This window comes from Nonomuraea sp. C10 (assembly GCF_008017515.1).
Classification (GTDB): domain Bacteria; phylum Actinomycetota; class Actinomycetes; order Streptosporangiales; family Streptosporangiaceae; genus Nonomuraea; species Nonomuraea ferruginea.
Genome location: NZ_VPFF01000001.1, coordinates 3,702,747 through 3,722,111 on the forward strand (window position 1 = coordinate 3,702,747; position 19,365 = coordinate 3,722,111).

The 19,365-nt window shown below is 73.1% G+C and carries 22 protein-coding genes; 12 read left to right on the top strand and 10 right to left on the bottom strand.

The genetic code is table 11. The features are described from left to right. Window positions 1–118: 118 nt before the first annotated feature. Complete coding sequence (locus tag FR742_RS16925; RefSeq protein WP_148031831.1) at window positions 119–1,312, top strand: cytochrome P450; 1,194 nt, start codon at window positions 119–121, stop codon at window positions 1,310–1,312. 1 nt (window position 1,313) lies between these two features. Here FR742_RS16925 and FR742_RS16930 read toward each other — a convergent pair whose 3' ends face one another. The 4 genes from FR742_RS16930 to FR742_RS16945 all read right to left on the bottom strand — a co-directional run bounded on the left by FR742_RS16930 (window position 1,314) and on the right by FR742_RS16945 (window position 5,220). Continuing rightward, window positions 1,314–1,952 (bottom strand): GNAT family N-acetyltransferase, encoded by a 639-nt coding sequence (locus tag FR742_RS16930; protein ID WP_148031832.1) that lies wholly within the window; start codon window positions 1,950–1,952, stop codon window positions 1,314–1,316. 63 nt (window positions 1,953–2,015) lie between these two features. Beyond that, a complete protein-coding gene (locus FR742_RS16935) occupies window positions 2,016–2,777 on the bottom strand; it encodes an ABC transporter permease (RefSeq protein WP_148031833.1) in 762 nt (253 codons plus the stop codon). Further along, window positions 2,774–4,300, bottom strand: coding sequence for an ABC transporter permease subunit (locus FR742_RS16940; RefSeq protein WP_148031834.1), 1,527 nt, complete (start codon window positions 4,298–4,300; stop codon window positions 2,774–2,776). The genes FR742_RS16935 and FR742_RS16940 overlap by 4 nt, the downstream gene beginning before the upstream one ends. Beyond that, the gene (locus FR742_RS16945) at window positions 4,297–5,220 is read right to left on the bottom strand and encodes an ATP-binding cassette domain-containing protein (protein ID WP_148031835.1); all 924 of its coding nucleotides are present in this window, start codon (window positions 5,218–5,220) and stop codon (window positions 4,297–4,299) included. Before FR742_RS16945 ends, FR742_RS16940 begins: the two co-directional genes overlap by 4 nt. 387 nt (window positions 5,221–5,607) lie before the next feature. Here FR742_RS16945 and FR742_RS44605 point away from each other — a divergent pair, with 387 nt between their 5' ends. Next, window positions 5,608–7,116: a sensor histidine kinase gene (locus FR742_RS44605; RefSeq protein WP_222708961.1), complete on the top strand. Its 1,509-nt coding sequence runs from the start codon at window positions 5,608–5,610 to the stop codon at window positions 7,114–7,116. Window positions 7,117–7,228: 112 nt separating this feature from the next. After that, window positions 7,229–7,867: a response regulator transcription factor gene (locus FR742_RS16955; RefSeq protein ID WP_261808578.1), complete on the top strand. Its 639-nt coding sequence runs from the start codon at window positions 7,229–7,231 to the stop codon at window positions 7,865–7,867. Between the two features lie 7 nt (window positions 7,868–7,874). Here FR742_RS16955 and FR742_RS16960 read toward each other — a convergent pair whose 3' ends face one another. Then, window positions 7,875–8,849 carry an aldo/keto reductase gene (locus FR742_RS16960; protein WP_148031837.1) on the bottom strand — a complete coding sequence of 325 codons (975 nt, stop codon included), beginning with the start codon at window positions 8,847–8,849 and terminating at the stop codon, window positions 7,875–7,877. A gap of 90 nt (window positions 8,850–8,939) precedes the next feature. Here FR742_RS16960 and FR742_RS16965 point away from each other — a divergent pair, with 90 nt between their 5' ends. From FR742_RS16965 to FR742_RS16975, 3 genes are all read left to right on the top strand, one after another. Further along, window positions 8,940–9,572 carry a TetR/AcrR family transcriptional regulator gene (locus FR742_RS16965; protein WP_148031838.1) on the top strand — a complete coding sequence of 211 codons (633 nt, stop codon included), beginning with the start codon at window positions 8,940–8,942 and terminating at the stop codon, window positions 9,570–9,572. 85 nt (window positions 9,573–9,657) lie between these two features. Next, window positions 9,658–10,563, top strand: coding sequence for an alpha/beta hydrolase (locus tag FR742_RS16970; protein ID WP_261808579.1), 906 nt, complete (start codon window positions 9,658–9,660; stop codon window positions 10,561–10,563). 43 nt (window positions 10,564–10,606) lie between these two features. Next, window positions 10,607–11,089, top strand: a complete 483-nt coding sequence (locus tag FR742_RS16975; RefSeq protein WP_148031839.1) for a GNAT family N-acetyltransferase — start codon at window positions 10,607–10,609, stop codon at window positions 11,087–11,089. Here the strand turns inward: FR742_RS16975 and FR742_RS16980 are convergent. Continuing rightward, the gene (locus FR742_RS16980; RefSeq protein ID WP_148031840.1) at window positions 11,070–12,242 is read right to left on the bottom strand and encodes a hypothetical protein; all 1,173 of its coding nucleotides are present in this window, start codon (window positions 12,240–12,242) and stop codon (window positions 11,070–11,072) included. The two genes, FR742_RS16975 and FR742_RS16980, sit on opposite strands and share 20 nt — an antisense overlap. A gap of 49 nt (window positions 12,243–12,291) precedes the next feature. On the opposite strand from FR742_RS16980, the gene FR742_RS16985 reads away from it, so the two are divergent. Both FR742_RS16985 and FR742_RS16990 read left to right on the top strand, forming a co-directional pair. Further along, on the top strand, window positions 12,292–12,885 hold the full coding sequence (locus FR742_RS16985) for a TetR/AcrR family transcriptional regulator (protein WP_148031841.1): 594 nt from the start codon (window positions 12,292–12,294) through the stop codon (window positions 12,883–12,885). Beyond that, window positions 12,882–13,778, top strand: coding sequence for an SMP-30/gluconolactonase/LRE family protein (locus FR742_RS16990; RefSeq protein WP_148031842.1), 897 nt, complete (start codon window positions 12,882–12,884; stop codon window positions 13,776–13,778). The genes FR742_RS16985 and FR742_RS16990 overlap by 4 nt, the downstream gene beginning before the upstream one ends. Window positions 13,779–13,782: 4 nt before the next feature. Here the strand turns inward: FR742_RS16990 and FR742_RS16995 are convergent, their stop codons facing one another. Further along, window positions 13,783–14,514 carry a TetR/AcrR family transcriptional regulator gene (locus FR742_RS16995; protein WP_148031843.1) on the bottom strand — a complete coding sequence of 244 codons (732 nt, stop codon included), beginning with the start codon at window positions 14,512–14,514 and terminating at the stop codon, window positions 13,783–13,785. 37 nt (window positions 14,515–14,551) lie between these two features. After that, window positions 14,552–15,115, bottom strand: a complete 564-nt coding sequence (locus tag FR742_RS17000; RefSeq protein WP_148031844.1) for a GPP34 family phosphoprotein — start codon at window positions 15,113–15,115, stop codon at window positions 14,552–14,554. Between the two features lie 107 nt (window positions 15,116–15,222). Here FR742_RS17000 and FR742_RS17005 point away from each other — a divergent pair, with 107 nt between their 5' ends. Both FR742_RS17005 and FR742_RS17010 read left to right on the top strand, forming a co-directional pair. Beyond that, window positions 15,223–16,059: an alpha/beta fold hydrolase gene (locus FR742_RS17005; protein ID WP_148031845.1), complete on the top strand. Its 837-nt coding sequence runs from the start codon at window positions 15,223–15,225 to the stop codon at window positions 16,057–16,059. Continuing rightward, window positions 16,052–16,615 carry a TetR-like C-terminal domain-containing protein gene (locus tag FR742_RS17010; RefSeq protein ID WP_148031846.1) on the top strand — a complete coding sequence of 188 codons (564 nt, stop codon included), beginning with the start codon at window positions 16,052–16,054 and terminating at the stop codon, window positions 16,613–16,615. The genes FR742_RS17005 and FR742_RS17010 overlap by 8 nt, the downstream gene beginning before the upstream one ends. Here FR742_RS17010 and FR742_RS17015 read toward each other — a convergent pair. Continuing rightward, complete coding sequence (locus FR742_RS17015) at window positions 16,612–17,505, bottom strand: NAD(P)-dependent oxidoreductase (protein WP_148031847.1); 894 nt, start codon at window positions 17,503–17,505, stop codon at window positions 16,612–16,614. The genes FR742_RS17010 and FR742_RS17015 overlap by 4 nt on opposite strands. Window positions 17,506–17,582: 77 nt before the next feature. On the opposite strand from FR742_RS17015, the gene FR742_RS17020 reads away from it, so the two are divergent. Further along, window positions 17,583–17,936, top strand: coding sequence for a helix-turn-helix domain-containing protein (locus FR742_RS17020; RefSeq protein ID WP_148031848.1), 354 nt, complete (start codon window positions 17,583–17,585; stop codon window positions 17,934–17,936). 120 nt (window positions 17,937–18,056) lie between these two features. Here FR742_RS17020 and FR742_RS17025 read toward each other — a convergent pair whose 3' ends face one another. Then, complete coding sequence (locus tag FR742_RS17025; protein ID WP_148031849.1) at window positions 18,057–18,290, bottom strand: hypothetical protein; 234 nt, start codon at window positions 18,288–18,290, stop codon at window positions 18,057–18,059. Between the two features lie 79 nt (window positions 18,291–18,369). Between FR742_RS17025 and FR742_RS17030 the strand changes: the two genes are divergently transcribed. Then, window positions 18,370–18,870 carry a hypothetical protein gene (locus tag FR742_RS17030; protein WP_148031850.1) on the top strand — a complete coding sequence of 167 codons (501 nt, stop codon included), beginning with the start codon at window positions 18,370–18,372 and terminating at the stop codon, window positions 18,868–18,870. The last annotated feature ends 495 nt before the right edge of the window (window positions 18,871–19,365 follow it).

Consider the following 19,365-nt stretch of genomic DNA (forward strand, 5'->3'; position numbering starts at 1 on the left):
GTGCCGTGTCAGCAGTCGCGTCAGCGGCCGTGTCAGCACGGCGACGGCCCGGTGTCAGAGGGGCAGGCGAAGGTTGGACGCGATGACCGTTCGACCACGACACCAAGGCGGATTGACCATGGAACACACCGTCGCCACGATGCCGACCGCGCGCCGGCCCGGATGTCCCTTCGACCCGCCCGGCGAGCTGATCCAGGCCCGCGAGCACGGCCCGATCAGCCGCTACACCTTCCCCGGGGGCAGGCCCGGCTGGCTGATCACCGGATACGACCTGGTCAGGTCGGTCCTGGCCGACGCGCGGTTCAGCTCGCGCAAGGAGCTCATGCTCCACCCGTCCATCGACATCAGCGGCATGGAGATCCCTCCCGCGCCGCCCGGCGAGTTCCTCCTCATGGACGAGCCGCAGCACGGGCGCTACCGGAAACCGCTGGTGGGCAAGTTCACCGTGCGGCGCATGCGGCAGCTCACCGAGCGCGTCGAGCAGATCACCGCCGACCACCTGGACGCCATGGAGAAGGCCGGGCCGCCGGTGGACCTGGTGACCGCGTTCGCCAAGCCCGTCCCCACCATCGTCATCTGCGAGCTGCTGGGCGTGCCGTACGAGGACCGGGGCTCCTTCCAGGAGCAGGTCGACTCGTTCCTCAGCGGGGAGACGAGCGACGAGGACATGCTCGCCGCCTACACGGCGACCCAGCGCTATCTCGGGGAGCTGGTGGCCGCCAAGCGCGCGAACCCGACCGACGACGTGCTCAGCGACCTCACCGACGGCGACCTGACCGACGAGGAGCTGCGGGGCATCGCTCTCATCCTGCTCGCGGCCGGGCTCGACACCACCGCGAACATGCTGGCGCTGGGCACCTTCGCGCTGCTGCGCAACCCGGCGCAGCTGGCCGCGCTCCGCGCCGACCCCGCGCTCACCGACCGGGCCGTGGAGGAGCTGCTGCGGTATCTGAGCGTCGCCAAGACGTTCACGCGGACGGCGCTGGAGGACGTCGAGCTGGGCGGCCGGACCGTCGAGGCCGGGACGACGGTCATCCTGTCGTACAACACCGCCAACCGCGACCCCGAGCGCTTCGCCGACCCCCACGTGCTGGACCTGGGGCGGGAGGCCCGCGGGCATCTGGCGTTCGGCCACGGCATCCACCAGTGCCTGGGTCAGCAGCTGGCCCGCGTCGAGATGCGGGTCGCCTTCCCCGCGCTGGTCACCCGCTTCCCCACGCTGCGCCTGGCCGTGCCGCCGGAGGAGGTCCGGCTGCGCCCGGAGACCGCGGACATCTACGGGCTGAAGAGCCTGCCGGTCGCCTGGGACTGAGTTACGGGCTCCACACCATCGTCCGCTGGTGGACGCGCCCGCCCCGGTGGCGCAGGCCCGGCACCAGGGGCGCGGGGCCGTGCGCGGTGAAACCGGCCCGTTCGAAGAACCGCACCGCCCGGGTGTTCTCCACCAGCGTCTGCAGGTGGCAGCCCGGCGATCCCGCCTCCTTGAGCCGCCGCTGCCATGACTCCATGAGCCGCTGGGCGGCGCCGGTGCCGCGAGCTTCAGGGGCGACGTTGATGTGCAGGTGGGAGGGCCAGCGCGGGTCCTCGAAGTCGCCGGGGGCCGGCTGACGGCGGATCGCCGCACCGGCCGCGTCGAGCATGGCGTGGGCGAAGAAGGCCGCCGGGCCGCGCCGCAGGTAGAGCCGGTGCCTTCTGATCGCCCGCGTCATCCGCTCGCTCTCGCCGGGGAACGCCGCGCCGTCCAGGCAACCGGTCAGGTAGCCGACGAGGACGCCCCGGTCGGCGGCGAGGAACAGCGAGTCCGGCGCCCGGTCCATGTAGGGCTCCAGGTAGATGTCACGCTCGGACTCCGCGTGCCCCCACAGCGAGCCGGTGGGCGACCCCTCCCCCGCGCGCGCGAACAGCTCGCGCAGCTCGGCTCGATCGTCTTCCCTGAACGTCCGGATCTCCATCGGCACTCCTCAAAACTGTGTATGCCGTACAGAGTAATCGATGGCGCCGGTCGACGATGCGGATCACGACGCGTCGCGGGCCCGCAGCAGCAGCCCGCCGGCCAGCAGCGCCGTCGCCGACCAGGCCGCGAGCACGCCGAGACCCGCCCAGGGCGGGATCGGCAGGCTCGCCACGTTCACGGTGGTCTGCACGGCGAGGCCGGCGTTCATCGGCGCCAGGCTCCACAGGACCCGGTGCCAGCCCGGATCCGACACCATGTGCGCCAGCAGCGGGAACAGGTAGAGCAGCCCGAGCACGGCCGCGATCGACGCCGCCGGATCGCGGACGGCCATCGCGATCCCCACGCCGAGCAGCGCGACCAGCCCGAGGTAGAGCACCGAGCCGGCGGCCGCGCGCAGCGTCGGCCCGTCGGCGAGCGACAGTGCCGGGTAGCCGCGGCCGGGCAGGATGAGCCGCCCGGCCAGCGCCGACGCGAGGACGGCGACGGTCCCGGCGACCGCGGTCAGCCCGGCGACGACGGCCGCCTTGGCCGCCAGCACCCGCCCGCGGCGCGGTATCGCCGTCAGGGTGGTGCCGATCATGCCGGTGCCGTACTCGCCGCCGACGGCCAGCACCGCCAGCAGGGCGACGCATGCCTGGCTCGCCTGGAGTCCGCTGAACGTGAGCTTGACGGAGTCCTGCGCGCACCGTCCCCAGGGGCAGGTCAGCGTGGCGGCCAGGGCGGCGCCCATGGCCACGGTCAGCACGACGGCGAGCAGCAGCAGGGGGCCGGTCCCCGCCACGGTGCGCAGCTTGGTCCACTCGGCGTGCAGCGCCCGGTTCACGCGTCCCTCCTGTTCAGCCTCACCACGGCCAGGCCGAGCGCGAGCGCGGCGTAGCAGCACAGCACGCCCAGCCCGGCCCACGGCGGCAGCGGGTAGTAGCCGCCCTGCGGCACGTAGAAGTCGACCACCTGCGGATACTCGGGGATGCTCTGCTGGACGGCGAACGCGGCGGCGGGCGTGATCCGCAGCAGCCACAGCGACAGCTCGACGGGCAGCACGGAGGCGGTGGCCAGCACGTGCGGCAGCAGGATCATCGCCAGCGCGGTGACGACCGCCGCCGCGCTGCGCCTGAACAGCGTCCCGAGCGCCAGCGCCAGCACGGCGGACACGGCCAGCAGCGCGGCCACTCCCGCGATCACCCGCACCTCGGTGAGCGCGGGCACCGGCAGCACGTGGTTGCCGTTGCCCCGCAGCAGCCACTTGCCGACCGGGATCGCGACAGCGCAGGCGACCAGCCCGGCGGCGAACACGACCCCGCCGATCACCAGGGCCTTGGCCGCGAGCACCCGGCCCCGGCGCGGCGAGGCCGCCAGGGTGACGCGGACGAGCCCGCGCCGGTACTCGGCCGTCACGAACAGCACCGCCACGACGACCACCACCACCAGCGCGAACAGCACCCCGGTCAGCGTCAGCTCCACCGCCATGCCGCCGTCGGTGCCGACCGGCGCGATGTCGCCGTTCCCGACCAAGGTGAACGTGCCGCCCGACTCCACGGCGCTGCCCGGGTGGTGGACCTCTCCGGGGTTCGTGCCGGGCGTGGGGCTCACGTCGGTGTGCCGCCACGCCCCGGGCGCCGCGCCCTCGACCTTCACCCGGTCGAACACGGCGGTGGTCTCGGTGAACCGCATCTGCTCGATCAGCCCGCCCAGATCGGCCTGCTTCACGGTCAGGTCACCCGGCGAGGCGGCGAACATGCCGATCTCCACCTCGGCGGGCAGATCCGGCAGGCGGACGGTGTCGACCTCGGCCCACTGCCGTCCGTCGGCGGATTCGTACCCGGTGAGGGTTTCTCCCGCGCGGGTCAGCCGCAGCCAGCGCGGCGCCCCGCCGGGCCGGCCCGCCACGTCCCCGGTGTAGTCGTGCTGCATCCGCACGCCGTGCTCGCCGGTGGCCATGACCGCCGCGTAGGACGAGCCCGGCTCCATGCTCGCCTTGACGATCACTCCGGCCTTCGCCCACGGCACCAGCCCCGGCACGATCTCGTCGTGGTCCGGCGGCGGGTAGGTGATGATGCCGGACATCGACGTCAGCCGCACGGTTATGGAGCCGTCGCCGTCCAGCGTCCGGTGCACGAAGAAGAACTTGTCACGCACAGCGCGGCCGTCAGGGCCCAGCGGCGGCTCGGGACAGGCGGTCTCGACCCCGTTCCTGTCACACGAGGCGTGGCTGCCCGCCGCGGAGACCGCTGCGAGCAGCGGGACGAGCAGCGCCGCGATCACCGTGCCGAGCACCCAGCCGCGGACCGTGCGGAACTTCGTCCACTCCGCGCGCAGCGTCCGCGCGAACCCGGCCGCCGGGCTCATCGGGCCGCCCCGTCCGCGCGGAACTCGACGGCGTCCCTGGTCAGCTCCATGTACGCCTCCTCCAGCGTGGCCCGGTGGGCCGTCACCTCCGAGAACGGCACCCCGCCTCCGGTCAGCAGCTCCACCACCCGCTCGGCGGACGGCCCCGACGCGGTGACGGTGTCGCCGCCCGTGACGGCGACCGTGGCGCCCGCCCCCGCCAGGGTCTCCATCGCGCGGGAGCGGGCCGTGGTGCGGATGGTCACCCGGTCGTGGGAGGCCGCCTCGATCAGCTCGGCCACGCCCATGTCGGCCACCACCCGGCCCCGCCCGGCCACGACGAGCTGACCGGCGGTGCCCTCCAGCTCGCTCATCAGATGGCTGGACACCAGCACCGCCCGGCCCTCGGCGGCCAGCGACCGCAGCAGGCCGCGGATCCACACGATGCCGTCCGGGTCGAGGCCGTTGAACGGCTCGTCCAGCATGAGCACCGGCGGGTCGCCGAGCAGCGCGGCGGCGATCCCGAGCCGCTGCCGCATGCCCAGCGAGTAGCCGCCCGCCCGCCTGCGCGCCGTCCCGCCCAGCCCCACCAGGCCGATCACCTCGTCCACCCGCGCCGCCCCGAGCCCCTGGGAGTGGGCCAGCCACAGCAGGTGGTCGCGGCCCGTACGGCTCGGCTGCAGCGCGCCCGCGTCCAGCAGCGCGCCCACGCGGGTGAGCGGCTCCTCCAGACTCCGGTACGGCACGCCCCCGACCAGCGCCCGGCCCTCGTCGGGGGCGTCCAGGCCGAGGATCACCCGCATCGTGGTGGACTTGCCCGCGCCGTTCGGCCCCACGAACCCGGTGACCCGGCCCGGCGGCACCCTGAACGTCATCCCGTCCAGCGCCACGGTCCGTCCGAACCGCTTGCGCAGCCCGGTTACCTCGATCGTCGCTTCCATGCCGCGCAGCCTAGGCAGCGGCGGCACCCCGGGTCGTCACGCCGCCGAGCGATCCTCTCCCTCCCTGCCTCCAGCGACCCGGCCTCCCTCATACGGGGGACTCCGGCGTTTCCGGGCGCCGACGTTCCCCACACTCCGGCACCTCCGGTCACCGACGTTCCCCACACGAGGGATTCCGGCGCCTCGACGTTTTCGGGCACCGGAGGGAGCCGCGCCCGCGTTCACTTCCCCGCGAGGCGGACGGTCGTGGATCTCTCATGCGGGGATTCCCCGGCTCGCACCCACCCTTCTCCTCCGTGCGGGCTGAAGGTTCTGTCCCGCCGTACGCCCTCTTCGTCCCTCGTACGAGGGATGTCAGCTTTCTGGTGAACCGAGAGAATGGCCGTCGTGGGTGGAGGAACGTACGGGCGATGGGTCATGGGGCACGCGCCCGTGGTGGCGGGGGTGTCGGCGGCGGTGCTGGCGGTCGGCGAGATCGCCCTGCGGGCGGAGGGAGCCCGGCCGCTCACCCTGGCGATGCTCTTCCTGGTGGGGCTGGCGACCACGGTCCCGCCGGCGCTGTTGCCCGGGCAACCGGCCGTGGCCGCCGCGGTGGTGACCGTGTCGGTGCTGCTGTCCCTGACGGCGTTCCAGACCCTGACCGTCGCGGGGGCGGCGGCCCAGCTCGCCTGCGGGTACCGGCTCGGGCGGCACGGCTCCTGGCGGCTCGCCGTACTGCTCGCGGCCCCCTTTCCCCTGCTGGCCCTGTTCCCTGCCCTGACCGCGACCGACGTACGAGTCCCGGCACAGATCTCGACCCCAGCACCGTCGCAACCCCCGACCCCAGGGCTTTCACCATCAGGAGAGCCCACATCCACCACAGAACTGACACCACACGAAAGGCCCGCGCCGTCAATCGGGCCGACCTCCACGGAAGCGCCCCACTCCACGGAAGCGCCGCACTCCACGGAAGCGCCGCACTCCACGGGAGGGCCGCACTCCACGGAAGCGCCGCACTCCACGGGAGGGCCGCACTCCACGGAAGCGCCGCACTCCACGGGAGGGCCGCACTCCACGGGAGCGGCGGACTCCGCGGGAGCGGCGGACTCCGCGGGAGCGGCGGACTTCAGGCGAGGATCGGACTCCGCTGGAGGGGCGGCGGGGTTGGTGTTGGTGCTGGGGTCGCTTGCTCCTGCGGCGGCGCTGGCGGGGACGGCGCGGCGGGCGCACGCGGACGCCGCGGCCGGGAGCGCGGCGCGTCAGGAGATCGCCGGGACCCTGCTGGAGCACACGGCCCGCGGCGAGCGCGCCCGCATCGCCCGTGAGCTGCACGACGTGGTGGCCCACCATGTCTCCATGGTCGCCGTGCAAGCGGAGTCGGCAAGGCTGGCCGTCCCCGGGATGCCCGCCGCCGGCGCCGAACGGCTGTCCGCCATCGGCGACACGGCCCGTGCCGCGCTGACCGAGATGCGGCGGCTGCTCGGCGTGCTGCGCGAGGACACCGAGGTAGAGCGCCGCCCGCAGCCGGGGCTGACGCTGGAGGAGCTGATCGAGCTGGTCGACGAGTCAAGGGACGCTTCCGGGTCCGCCACGAGGCTCATACTCGGCGGCACGCCGGTCCCGCTGGACCCGGGCGTCGAGCTGGCCGCGTACCGCATCGTGCAGGAGGCCCTCACCAACGCCCGCCGTCACGCCCCCGGCGCCGCGGTCGACGTGGAACTGCGCTACGACGGCGACGGTCTCCTTCTTCTCATCCGCGACAACGGCGGCACGCTCCCCACCGACCCGGACGGCGGTTTCGGCCTGGCCGGCATGCGCGAGCGCGCCACCGCCGCCGGAGGCGACCTCCGAGCCGGCCCCGCCGAGGGCGGCGGATTCCTGGTGGAAGCCCACCTACCACGAGAGGCGACGGCATGAAGGCGACCGCGTTCCCGGTGAAACGCCGCCGACCGGAAAGTACGACGTGAGCGGCGAACACACCCCCGGACCAGCACCCCCGGCCGGGAAAGGTGGCGGGCGGGTTCGGATCGTGGTGGCCGACGATCACCTCGTGGTGCGTACCGGGTTCGGGGAGTTGCTCGACACGCAGCCGGACTTCGAGGTGGCCGGCACCGCCGCCGACGGCGCGGAGGCGGTGCGGGTGTGCGGCGAGGTCCGGCCGGACGTGGTGCTCATGGACGTGCGCATGCCGCGCATGGACGGCATCGAGGCCACCAGGCGGCTGGCCGGCTCGGGCCCGAGGGTGCTCATCCTGACGACGTTCGACCTGGACGAGTACGTCTACGACGCGTTGCGGGCCGGGGCCAGCGGGTTCCTGCTCAAGGACGTCACCGCCGAGCGGCTGTTCGACGCGGTGCGGGTGGTCGCCGCCGGGGACGCGCTGCTGGCCCCGGCCGTGACCAGGCGGCTGATCAGCGAGTTCGCCCGGCTGCGGCCGGAGATGGAGGCGGTGCCGATCGCCGCGCTCACCCCGCGCGAGACTCAGGTGCTGCGCCTGCTCGCCGAGGGCCTGTCGAACCCGGAGATCGCCGCCCGGCTCACGGTCACCGAGGAGACGGTGAAGACGCACGTCAGCCGGGTGCTGGCCAAGCTCGGGCTGCGCGACCGTACGCAGGCCGTGGTGGCCGCGTACGAGTCGGGCCTGGTGGTGCCGCGCACCCGCCGGTGACCCGAGGTCAGTCCCAGACGGGGAGCATGCCCTGCGGGTAGCGGGCGCCGTAGCCGCCGGTCGGCAGGATCTCGGCGATCCGCGTAAGGTCGGCGTCGTCGAGGACGAGGTCGGCGGCGGCGACGTTCTCCGCCAGCCGCTCGGGGCTGCGGGTGCCGGGGATGGGCACGATGTCGTCGCCCTGGGCGAGGAGCCAGGCCAGGGCGAGCTGGGCCACGGTGGCCCCCTTGCCCGCGGCGAGCTCACCGAGCAGGCGGGTGGCCTCCAGGTTCTTCTCGTAGTTGCCCGGCTGGAAGCGGGCGTCCCAGCTGCGCATGTCGCTCTCTTCGTACTCGGCGCCGGGCTTGGCCTGGCCGGTGAGGAAGCCGCGGCCGAGCGGCGAGTAGGCGACGAACCCGATGCCGAGCTCGCGCAGGACCGGGAAGAGCGCCTCCACCTCCCGCTCGAACAGGGAGTATTCCGTCTGCAGGACCGAGACGGGCTGGACGGCGTGCGCCCGGCGGATGGTGCCGGCCCCGGCCTCGCTCAGCCCGAAGTAGCGGACCTTGCCGGCGTCGACGAACTCCTTGACGGTGCCCGCCACGTCCTCGATCGGCACGCTGGGGTCGACGCGGTGCTGGTAGAGCACGTCGATGACGTCGACGCCGAGGTAGCGCAGGCTGTTGTCGACGACCTCGCGGATGTGCTCGGGCCTGCTGTCGACGCCGCCCTGTCTCGTACCGGTGAAGTCGAAGCCGAACTTGGTCGCGATGATCACCTCGTCGCGCACCGGCGCGAGCGCGGCGCCGACGATCCGCTCGTTCTCGCCCTGGCCGTAGAGCTCGGCGGTGTCGAAGAACGTCACGCCCAGCTCGTGGGCGCGGCGGATGGTGGCCTCGCCCTCCTTCTTGTCCGAGGGGCCGTAGGCGAAGGAGACGCCCATCGCTCCGTAGCCGATCGCCGAGACCGTCAGGCCCTGCCGTCCGAGGCTCCGCTGCCGCATGATGCTCACCTTCCCGTGGGTGAATGTAAGAGCACTCTAACATCAGAATGTGAGAGTACTCTAACATCCGGAAAGGGGGGATCGTCCACCGTGAGCAGTCCCACGACGCCGCGCCGCCGCTACCATCACGGCGACCTGCGCGCCGGCCTGGTCCGCGAAGGCATCGCGCTCCTGGCCGAGACCGGGGTCGCGGGCTTCTCCGTGGCCAAGGTCGCGGTGCGGGCGGGCGTGTCGTCGGCCGCGCCCTACCGCCACTTCCCCGACCGGGAGGCGCTGCTCGCCGCCTGCGCGGCCGCCGTCATCGGCGAGATCACCGACCTGCTCGCCGAGGCGGCCGAGCGTGCCGGGCCCGACCCGGCCGACCGGCTCGCCGCCACCGCAAGCGCCTATACCCGCTACGCGCTGGACCATCGCGCCGGCGTCGAACTCGTCTATACCCACGACTTCGCCGCCGAGCACTGCCAGACCGTCCACGAGCAGAGCCGCCGGCTCACCGACACGCTGACCCGGCTGGCCGCGGACGTGCTGCCCGCCGACACCCCGTGGGCCGAGCTGCTGGACTTCGTGTACGTGCACCTGTCGGCGGCGCACGGCTACGCGACCCTGCTAACGAAGGGCGGCCGCCTGCCCCGCGACGCCGACGCGCACGCCGCGCGCGCCCGGACGGCGGCCCGTGACCACATCGCCGGCTACCTGGCGCGCCGCGCCGCCGGACAGCCCTGACCCGGGCGGGCCGCGCCGATCGGCGCACGATCCGGTCACGATGCCCGACGGTTGGCGGCTGATCCCCGGCGGCGAGGACGCGAGTATGGCTGGCATGGATCCCGAACTCGAAGCGTTCATCCCGCTGTTCCCCCGCGCCGACCTGACCGACCCGGTCGTCGAGCGCAAGAGCTTCGCCGAACTCGCCACCTCGGTCCCGGCGCCCGACACCTCGAACATGGACGTCGAGGACCACACGGTGCCCGCCGACCCCGGCGTGCCCGTACGGCTCTACCGCCCGCACGGGGCGCAGGGCGCGATCATCTGGCTGCACGGCGGCGGCTTCGTCATGGGTGACGTGGACACCGAGCACCCGTGGGCGGCCAGGCTCGCGGACGTCTCCGGCACGACGGTGATCTCGGTGGGCTATCGCCTGGCCCCCGAGAACCCCTTCCCCGCGGCCCTGGACGACGGCTACGCCGTGCTGGCCTGGGCGTCCGAGCATGCCGCCGAGCTGGGCCTCGACCCGGCCCGGATCGCGGTCGGCGGTCACAGCGCCGGGGCGGGGCTCGCGGCGGCGATGGCGCTGCGCTCGCGTGACCAGCAGGGGCCGCCGATCCGCTTCCAGCTGCTCAACCAGCCCGGCCTCGACGACCGGCAGCAGACGTGGTCGGCGCGGAACTTCACCGACACGCCCTGGATGAACCGCGCCAAGGTCACCGCGGCCTGGGGACACTACCTGGGCTCCGCGCCCGCCACGCCGTACGCCGCACCGGCGCGGGCCACCGACCTGTCCGGCCTGCCGCCGGCCTACATCGCCACGGCGGAGCTCGACCCGAACCGCGACGAGGACATCGAGTACGCGCTGCGCCTGCTCCAGGCCGGCGTGTCGGTCGAGCTGCACCAGTGGTCCGGCACCTTCCACGGCTCGCAGGCCATCCTGTCGGCCGAGGTGTCACAGCGGCAGATCGCCGAACTCGGCGCCGCCCTGCGCCGCGCCCTGGCCGGGTAAAGCCCGTTGCCCGCCGGCGAGCGGCCTCGCTAACGTCGGGGGGATGGTCAGAGCGCGCAAGGCGACGGCGGCGGACGCCGCGGAGCTGGTACGGCTGCGAGCGGTGATGCTGGCGAGCATGACCGGCCGCGAGCCGGCGGACGACGGGTGGCGCGAGGCGGCCGAGCGGAGACTGCGGGCGCGGCTGGACGAGCCGGACCCGCGGATGCTCGCCTTCGTGGTGGACGCGCCGGGCGGCGGGCTGGCCGCGTGCGCGACCGGCACGGTCGAGGAGCGGCTCGGCGGGCCGGGCGCCCTCGAGGGCCTGGTCGGCTACATCTTCAACGTCGCCACCCACCCGGAGCACCGGCGGCGCGGCTACTCGCGGGCCTGCGTGACCGCCCTGGTCGAGTGGTATCGCGAGCGCGGCATCGCCACGGTCGACCTGCGCAGCTCCGCGGAGGGCGAGCCGCTCTACGCCTCGCTGGGCTTCGTACGCACCCACGACCCGGCCATGCGGCTGCGGTTCACGGAGCCGCGCCCGTGATGAGCCGCCAGCCCTCAGGTTCGAGGGCGTACGCGGTCACGCTGCCCGAGGCGAACCACCGCCAGGCGGCCGGGCGCACCAGCGTGGCCCCGGCCGCGGCGGCCACCAGGGCCATGGCCCGCGGGTCGAAGCCCGGCGTGAGCTCCTCCGTGCCTCCCTCGTAGGGACCGCGGCGGAGCACGGCGCCCGTCAGCTCGGCCAGCACCGCGGCGCGGCCGCGCGAGGCCGCGCCCAGGACGGCGAGCAGCAGCTGGTGCGTCCGCACGCCCGGCACCGCGGCGGGCTGCGGCCGGGCCGCCCGCCCCAGCGCCAGGTCGAGCAGGGGCGTGATCAGGTCGACTCCCGACAGCAGGGCGTTGACCGGCTCGACCAGTCGCGGGTTGACGTCGATGAACGCCGGCCCGTCCGCGCCCAGCACCACGTCCGCCGACAGCGCGCCGTGCCAGCCGAGCCCCTCGCCCAGAGCCCGCAGGTGCTCGCGCACCTCCGGCAGCGCCACCCCGCGCTTGTGCCCGGCGCCGCCCCTGGCGCCCTCCCGCACCCGCAGGCAGGCGTGGAAGGCCACGAGCGCCCCGGTGGCGAACACCGACTGCACCATGGCCAGCGGCCCTTGGACCTCCCGCTGCACCAGCAGCTCCGGCTCGCCGTCCCACGAGGGGCCGAGCGGCTCCCCCGGCCCGGCGAGCCGCCGCACGCCGCTGCCGGCGGTGCCGATCGGCCGCTTCACGTACGCGGGATAGCCGTCCCACCCGGATAGGTCGCGTACGACGGCGGACGCCGGCTGCGGCAGCCCGAACCGGGCCAGCGTGGCATGTGCGGACACCTTGTCCTGCACCGCGGCGAGCGCCGCGAAGGGCGGCACGGCGGTGGCGGTGCCGGCTCCGCCTTCCCGCGACAGCACCGCGACCTGTTCCTGCGTCGGCAGCAGCACGTCGAACCCGCCCCGCCGGTAGACGCCGGTGGCGGCCTCCAGCCAGCCGTACGGGTCGGCGCCGTAGGAGGGCACCCGGTGCACGCGGCGGACGTGCCGGGTGAACGCGCACAGGCAGCGCGGATCGGGCGAGAGCGCCTCGACGTGGTGCCCCGCCCGCGACAGCACGGTGGCGCACTGCCGCGAGGTGACGCCCGACCCGTCCGACAGCAGGATCCGCATGGCCGCCTCCGTTTGTGTATGAGGTAAGCGTACGTCATATACTTATGCCATGGGCAGACCCGCGCAGATCAGTCGTCCCGCCGTCCTGGCCGCCGCGCTGGAGGTCGCCGACGAGCACGGCCTCGACGCGGTGACCATGCAGGCCGTCGCCGCCCGGCTCGGCGTCACCGCGATGGCCCTCTACCGGCACGTCCGAAGCAAGGACGACCTGCTCGACGGGCTGGTGGAGGCGCTGCTGACCGAGTTCCCGCCGCCGGACCCCGGCCTGCCGTGGCGGGAGCGGCTGGCTCTGACGGCCACCGCGGTCAGGGCCTCGGCGGGCCGCCATCCGGCGGTGTTCCCGTTGCTGCTGCGGCGGCCCGCCGAGACGGACCAGGCGCGGCGGGTGCGCGACGGCGTGCTGGCGGCGCTGCGCGAAGCCGGGCTCGACGACGAGCGGGCCGCCCGCGCCGAGCGGCTGATCAGCACCGCCGTGCTCGGGTACGCCGCGAGTGAGGCCGCCGGCCGGTTCGGCCACCACGCGCGGGAGGTGCGGGACGCCGATTTCGCGATTCTCCTGGACGTCATCGGCGCGTGTGTCGATCCGGGCGGGAGCCGTTCGTATAGGGGTGAGACCCACGACCACGAGAGGGACGAGACATGACGGCACCGCGCATCCTGATGGACGGCCTGGGCATCGGCGAGTCGCCGCGCTGGCACGACGGCCGGCTCTGGTTCTGCAACTGGGGGGACGACGAGGTGATCGCCCTGAGCCCGGACGGCCGGGCCGAGGTCGTGTTCTCCGAGCCCGGGGTCGGCGCCCACTCGATCGACTGGCTGCCCGACGGCCGGATGCTGATCGTGCCCAAGCACACCGACCGGGGCCGGCTGCTGCGCCGGGAGGCCGACGGCTCGCTGGTCCCGCACGCCGACCTCAGCGGCCTGCCCTCCGGCTTCAACGAGATCGTGGTCGACGGCCGCGGCAACGTCTACGTCAACGGCGCCGACTTCGACTTCCTCGCCTTCCTGGAGAAGGCCATGGCCGACGGCATGGACACGCCGCTGCACGAGCGACCGGACTTCGTGCCCGGCTACATCGCGCTGATCACCCCCGACGGGCGGGCCCGGCAGGTGGCCGGCGACATCGCGTTCCCCAACGGCATGGTCGTCTCACCGGACGGCCGTACGCTGATCATCGCCGAGTCGTTCACCGGCACGCTCACGGCGTTCGACGTCGCGTCCGACGGGAGCCTGTCGAACCGCCGGACCTGGGCCGCCGGGCTGGGCCCCGACGGGATCTGCATGGACGCGGAAGGCGCGGTGTGGACCTCGACCGGGGGCAACGAGGTGGTGCGGGTGCGCGAGGGCGGCGAGGTGCTGGAGCGGGTCGAGCTGGACCGGGGCCCGTTCGCGTGCATGCTGGGCGGCCCGGACGGGCGGACGCTGTATGTCGTGGCCGCCGAGTGGAACCCGTCCGACCCGTTCGGCGGCCCGCGCACCGGCCAGGTGCTGGCCGTCGACGCCCCGGCCCCGCGGGCGGGCTGGCCGGGACACTGACAGGTCAGCGGGCGCGGCGGGCGACGAGCGCCTCGACGCCGTCGAGCAGCAGGTCCAGGCCGAAGGTGAAGTCGGCGTCGTCCGTCCAGCCCTCCGCCCCGCGGAACGCGCCCTCCCGCACGGCCGCCGACAGCGCCGGGTAGACCGCGGGGTCGAGCAGCGCGTCCAGCATCTGGCCGTAGTCGGCGGCTCCGGAAAGGCCGTCGTAGCCGTCCGGGGCGGGGGCGCGCATCGCGTACGTGAGCATGGCGTCGGAGGCCGCGTACCCGGAGAGCGTGGTGGCGGCGCGGACCCGCTCCCCCGCGTCCAGCCCGGCGTCGCCGAGCGCGGCCAGCGCCCGGTCCAGCCAGAGCATGGCGCGCGGGCCGGCGGGCGGGACGGACCGGTCGACGGAGAGCAGCCAGGGCCGGGCCAGCAGGAAGTCCCGGTTGGCACGGGCCCACAGGCCGAGGTAGTCGCGCCAGGGCAGGCCGTCACGCTCGGGAGGGTCGGGCGCGGCGCTGTCGGCCATGATCGTCAGCAGCTCGGCCTTGCTGCCGACGTAGCGGTAGAGCGCCATGGTGGCCACGCCGACGCGCGAGGCGACGGTCGCCATGGAGACGCCGCCCAGCCCTTCGGCGTCGGCGATCTCGATGCAGGCGGCCACGATGCGCGCCAGGTCGAGCCGCGGCTTCGGGCCGCGGCGCGGCACCGGCTCGCGCCCCCACATCCGCGCCACCACCGGCGGCAGTTCCATGGCGCCCAGCTTAGCCTCGGCTGATCAGGGAGAGCCGCTAGAGCGTGCCGTTGGCGGCGGCGGACCAGGCGAACTCGGCGACGATCGCCGACTCGACGGCCACCCGCAGCCAGTGGTCCCTGGTCAGCCCGTCGATCTTGCGTGCCCGCTCCCGCCTGGGCAGGTCGCGGAACCACCGGCGGTGCAGGTCGCAGGCGCGCATGATGGCCAGCAGGGCCACCGTGTCGTGGTGCGCGGGCAGGCCGCGCAGGGCGGTGAGCAGCCGGTCGACGATCGCGTACTCGGCTCCGTACTCGGGCGCCGACAGCCGCGTCACCGTCCGGTCGTGGAAGAGCCCGCGCGCCGGCCGCTCGCAGACGACGACCCTGCCCTGCTCGCGCAGCGCCGCGATGCGCCGCAGGTGGGGGCGGCCCGCCGCGACGCTGACGATCCGCTGCGGCAGGCCCGGCTGCGGGCCGTGCCCGGCGAGCTCGGCCGCCGCCAGCCCGAGGTCGAGGTGCGGCGGCAGCCTGACCTTGCCGTCGCGACCGATGACCCATCCGTCGGCGGACGCGCACAGGGCCAGGATCAGCAGCTCGTCCGCCATCGCCAGCCGCGACATGCCCGAAGCCTACGCCGGGCCGGACGGCCGAGACAGACCCGGATCCTTGACATCACTGGCTAATGACATTAGCTTTCAAGCTATACATCGTAGCTGGAGGCGGGACCATGGCAGAGACACTGGAAGTGGAAGGCGGGCGGCTCGGATACGAGGTGTCCGGGGAGGGCCCGCTCGTCGTGCTGGCGCCCGGCATGGGCAACGACCGCGCCGCCTACCGGTTCCTGGCGCCGCGGCTGACCGCCGCCGGATACCGGGTGGCGGTCACCGACCTGCGCGGCCACGGCGACTCGACGCTCGGCTGGTCCTCCTACTCGCGCACCGACACCGCGCACGACCTCCTGGCCCTGGTCCGCCACCTGGGCGGGCCCGCCGTGATCGTGGGTCACTCGTTCTCCGGCGGGGCGGCCACCATCGCCGCCGCGCGGGAGCCCGAGCTGGTGCGCGCCGTGGTGGAGATCGCCCCGTTCACCCGCCCCCAGCAGCCGGACCTGGGCGGGCTCGTGCGCAACCCCGCCTACCGCAAGGGCATGTCGCTGCTGATGGCCACCGGGACGCTGCGCAGCCTCGGGCTGTGGAAGCGCTACCTGGACCACGCCTACCCGGGCCGCAAACCGGCCGACTTCGCCGCTTACCTGGACGAGCTGGGCCGCGACCTGAGCAGGCCCGGCCGGATGGCGGTGATCAGCAAGATGGGCATGGCCGCGCCCAAGGACGCCGGCGCCCAGCTGGCCGGCGTCCGCTCCCCCGCGCTGGTCGTCATGGGCACGGCCGACCCCGACTGGAACGACCCGCGCGCCGAGGCCGAGGGTGTGGTCGCCGGGATGCCCGACGGGATCGGCCGGGTCGTGATGATCGAGGGCGCGGGCCACTACCCGCACGCGCAGTATCCCGACGAGGTCGCCGGGGCCATCCTGACCTTCCTGAAGGAGCGGCTGGATGGCTAGGGCCGCGCTCTCGGCCAAGGCGGTGGTCGGCCTCGCGCTGGAGATCGTGGACGAGTCGGGGCCGGCCGCGCTCACGCTCGCCGCGGTCGCCGCCCGCGCCGGGGTGGCGCCGCCGTCGCTCTACAAGCACGTGCGCAACCTCGCCGAGCTGCGGGTGCTGGTGTCCGGCCAGGTCATGGAGGAGTTCGCCGAGCACGGGAACGCGGCCGTGCTCGGCCGCTCGGGCGACGACGCGCTGCGGGCGCTCATGCGGGCCTGGCGCGCGTACGTGGTCCGCAACCCGCACCGCTACGCCGCCATCCTCCAGTCCCCGGAGCCCGCCACCGCCGCGATCGCCGAGCGGCTGGTGGACATCCTGCTGGCCGCGCTGCGCGCGTACGACCTGGAGGGATCGCAGGCGATCCACGCCGCGCGCTGCCTGCGCGCCGCCGCCCACGGGTTCGCGGTGCTGGAGACCCGCGGCGCCTTCCAACTGCCGGAGGACCTGGACGAAAGCTACGAGCTGCTCATCGACATGGTCATCGCGGGCCTCCGGCGAGAGCCGCCCCGCTCCTAGTGAGCCGCCGGAAGCAGGGACACCAGGCCCGCCAGGCCCTCGTCGCCGTGCCCCTGGGCCACCCGATGACGCATCAGCTCCATGTACGGGACGAGCAGCCGGGAATCCACGCCCTGATCCCGCGCCGTGGCCAGGAGCGCGTCGTTGCCCGCCGTCATCATGGCGAGGTTGGAGGTGACGCCCTCGGTGTAGTCGCCGCTCACCAGCTGCGCGGCCATCTCCTGGCTGCTGCCCGCCATCGCGCCGAGCCACTCCGCGAGCAGCCCGGCGAACCTGGCCAGGTCGAGGTCCTTCTCCCGGCTCACCAGGGCGAAGGCGTGGGTGATGCCCGCGAGCATGCCGGTCATCGCGCTGAGCAGGGCGATGTCGTGCAGCGCCGCGTGGCCGGGGTCCTCGCCGACGAACTCCGCCCCGGCCGGGACCTCCAGCGCCTCGCGGTGGCGGTCGAACAGCTCCCGGTCGCCGCTGTAGAACACGTAGCCGCCGGTCTCCGGACGGCCGATCATCGGGGGCACGGCCATGATCCCGCCGTCCAGGAAACGGGCCCCGCGCTCATTCACCCAGCGGGCACGCCGCCCGGCCTGGGCGGGGGTGCCGGTGGTCAGGTTGACGACGTCCTTGCCGTTCAGGTCGGCGCCGTCCAGGGTCTCGCCCACGGAGTCGTCGTCCAGCAGGCAGAGGACGACGGGACCGGCGGCCGACGCGACCGCCTCCGCCGCCGTGTCCGCCGCCCGCGCGCCGCCGCGTACGAGCGGTTCGGCCTTCTCCCGGGTACGGTTCCACACGGTCAGCGGATGCCCCGCGGCGAGCCAGGAGTGGGCGAGCGCTGTCCCCATGTCGCCGAGGCCCAGGAGGGTGATGGGAGTCTTCGAGGTGATGCCGGTATCCATGTCCACCAGGTTCGGGCACGCCCTGGACCATGATCAAGTACGCACTCTTTTGTGGGTGGTTACCTTAAGGTAAGTGCATGACCAGGCGAGACACGTACGTGTGCGGCATCGACGCGGCCATCGACGTGGTCGGCGGCAAGTGGAAGGTGCTCATCCTCTGGGCCCTGGACGAAGGCCCGCTCCGGTTCGGCGAGCTGCGCCGCGGCATCCCCGGCGTCACCGAGAAAGTCCTCACCACCCATCTGCGCGAGCTGGAGAACGACGGCATCGTCTCCCGGGACGAGGCCTTCGAAGGGGCGGTGCGCCGGGTCGCCTACACCCTCACCCCGCTCGGCGTCTCCCTCAACGAAGCGCTGGCACCGCTCGGCGACTGGGGCCGGAAGCACCTCCTCGGCGCGCATCACGAACCCGGCGAAGTGTCCCCGCGCTGAGCAATCCCCCGCTTCCGCCACCAGGGCCGGCGTGAGCATGGCCAAGGTGACATGCCGGTGCCAGGCCGTCCAGCTCCGACCTGATGGTGGTCCAGTCCAACCCGGCCCTTGACCGGCGGATCAGCAGCCATCGATGCCCCTCCGGCTCGTCCTGGTCGATGCGCGCCCCGGCGTACCAACGCGGCCAGCACCATGGCGATCTCGTCCGGGACGACCGAGCAGCCCGGCATGTTCGGCCAGGTTCCAGCAGTTCTTACGGTCGATGTCGGCCAGCAGCCCGCGCACATACGCACTGGCGGCGCGGCACGGTTCGGCTCCGGCGATCCGGGTCATCAGCTCGTTGAAGATGACCACCAGCCGTCAAGGTCTACGCTGTGGCTCGCGGCCACCGCACGGTCTTTTGTCGTCTTCACAAACTCCGAATGATCACGCGGTGGCCGTCGCCATGCAACCCCAACGCCTCAAGATCGCGAAGTGTCACTGGGATACGGGTGCCAAGCGCTACGCCGACGCTCGGTCCGCTGGGCCCAAGATTGGCGACCCCGTATGCAAGTTCGGCAAAGAATCCACGCGTGATTGCGGCACGGTGGTCCAACTCAACCACTCCGTCTACGACGGCGATCTCGGGGGCATTGTCGGTGGCCAGGTTCTCACGAGCATTCTCAACGGCAGCAGCACCTGCACGTTCGGCGACAGCGGAGGCCCCTTCTATCGGGACGCGGAAGCCTATGGGGTCCTCGAGGGTGCCCTCGCGGATGACGATGGCTATCTCCGAAGCCTCTGTCTATCCCCTAGGAGGCCCGATGATGAGGTCCACACCCATCGCTACCGCACTGGTCGGCATCGCGCTGTTATCGGGATGCGCATTCATCCCTTCCACGGCCTCCTCAACGGCCGCGTGTCCGGGGGTCTGCATGGTCGGTTCCGATCCTGAAATTCTCGTACACGACACGCGACCAAATGGCTACTCTCCCCTGACCGGACGAGTGACGTGGATCGAAAGCGAGTCCTGCCTGGCCGTGGAGGCTGGAGGCGGCAGGATGATACCGATATGGCCTATAGGCGCGACATCGCTCCGTGTAGGAGAACGGCGCGGGATTTCGCTGCCTGGCGTCGGGCAGCTCTTGGACGGCGACGGTTTCAGCGGGGCAGGGATCCGACAGCGTGAGGATCCTTTGTTTCTGCAAGCGCCTGGAAGATGCCGCCGTCAAGGCGGATACCTCATCATCGACTCGTCCGATATCAGCAAGCATGACTAGATCGAGGATGGCTCGGAGCGATCTCGCCTTCGAGCCGTCCCCTACCTTCCACACATCAGCATCGGCTGACACGGCGGCCTGCGTGATCGCATGGGAGCCCCGACATCACAGGCGTCCCGTCCTCATGACAGGACCAGACCACCGACCCACCAGCAGCACGACGCTCGCAC

Excerpts from the sequence above, each read along its gene's own strand:
- FR742_RS16925 (WP_148031831.1), top strand. The coding sequence starts at position 119 with ATGGAACACACCGTCGCCACGATGCCGACCGCGCGCCGGCCCGGATGT.
- FR742_RS16930 (WP_148031832.1), bottom strand. The coding sequence starts at position 1,952 with ATGGAGATCCGGACGTTCAGGGAAGACGATCGAGCCGAGCTGCGCGAG.
- FR742_RS16940 (WP_148031834.1), bottom strand. The coding sequence starts at position 4,300 with ATGAGCCCGGCGGCCGGGTTCGCGCGGACGCTGCGCGCGGAGTGGACG.
- FR742_RS16945 (WP_148031835.1), bottom strand. The coding sequence starts at position 5,220 with ATGGAAGCGACGATCGAGGTAACCGGGCTGCGCAAGCGGTTCGGACGG.
- FR742_RS16960 (WP_148031837.1), bottom strand. The coding sequence starts at position 8,849 with ATGCGGCAGCGGAGCCTCGGACGGCAGGGCCTGACGGTCTCGGCGATC.
- FR742_RS16970 (WP_261808579.1), top strand. The coding sequence starts at position 9,658 with ATGGCTGGCATGGATCCCGAACTCGAAGCGTTCATCCCGCTGTTCCCC.
- FR742_RS16975 (WP_148031839.1), top strand. The coding sequence starts at position 10,607 with ATGGTCAGAGCGCGCAAGGCGACGGCGGCGGACGCCGCGGAGCTGGTA.
- FR742_RS16980 (WP_148031840.1), bottom strand. The coding sequence starts at position 12,242 with ATGCGGATCCTGCTGTCGGACGGGTCGGGCGTCACCTCGCGGCAGTGC.
- FR742_RS16985 (WP_148031841.1), top strand. The coding sequence starts at position 12,292 with ATGGGCAGACCCGCGCAGATCAGTCGTCCCGCCGTCCTGGCCGCCGCG.
- FR742_RS16990 (WP_148031842.1), top strand. The coding sequence starts at position 12,882 with ATGACGGCACCGCGCATCCTGATGGACGGCCTGGGCATCGGCGAGTCG.
- FR742_RS16995 (WP_148031843.1), bottom strand. The coding sequence starts at position 14,514 with ATGGAACTGCCGCCGGTGGTGGCGCGGATGTGGGGGCGCGAGCCGGTG.
- FR742_RS17000 (WP_148031844.1), bottom strand. The coding sequence starts at position 15,115 with ATGTCGCGGCTGGCGATGGCGGACGAGCTGCTGATCCTGGCCCTGTGC.
- FR742_RS17005 (WP_148031845.1), top strand. The coding sequence starts at position 15,223 with ATGGCAGAGACACTGGAAGTGGAAGGCGGGCGGCTCGGATACGAGGTG.
- FR742_RS17010 (WP_148031846.1), top strand. The coding sequence starts at position 16,052 with ATGGCTAGGGCCGCGCTCTCGGCCAAGGCGGTGGTCGGCCTCGCGCTG.
- FR742_RS17015 (WP_148031847.1), bottom strand. The coding sequence starts at position 17,505 with ATGGATACCGGCATCACCTCGAAGACTCCCATCACCCTCCTGGGCCTC.
- FR742_RS17020 (WP_148031848.1), top strand. The coding sequence starts at position 17,583 with ATGACCAGGCGAGACACGTACGTGTGCGGCATCGACGCGGCCATCGAC.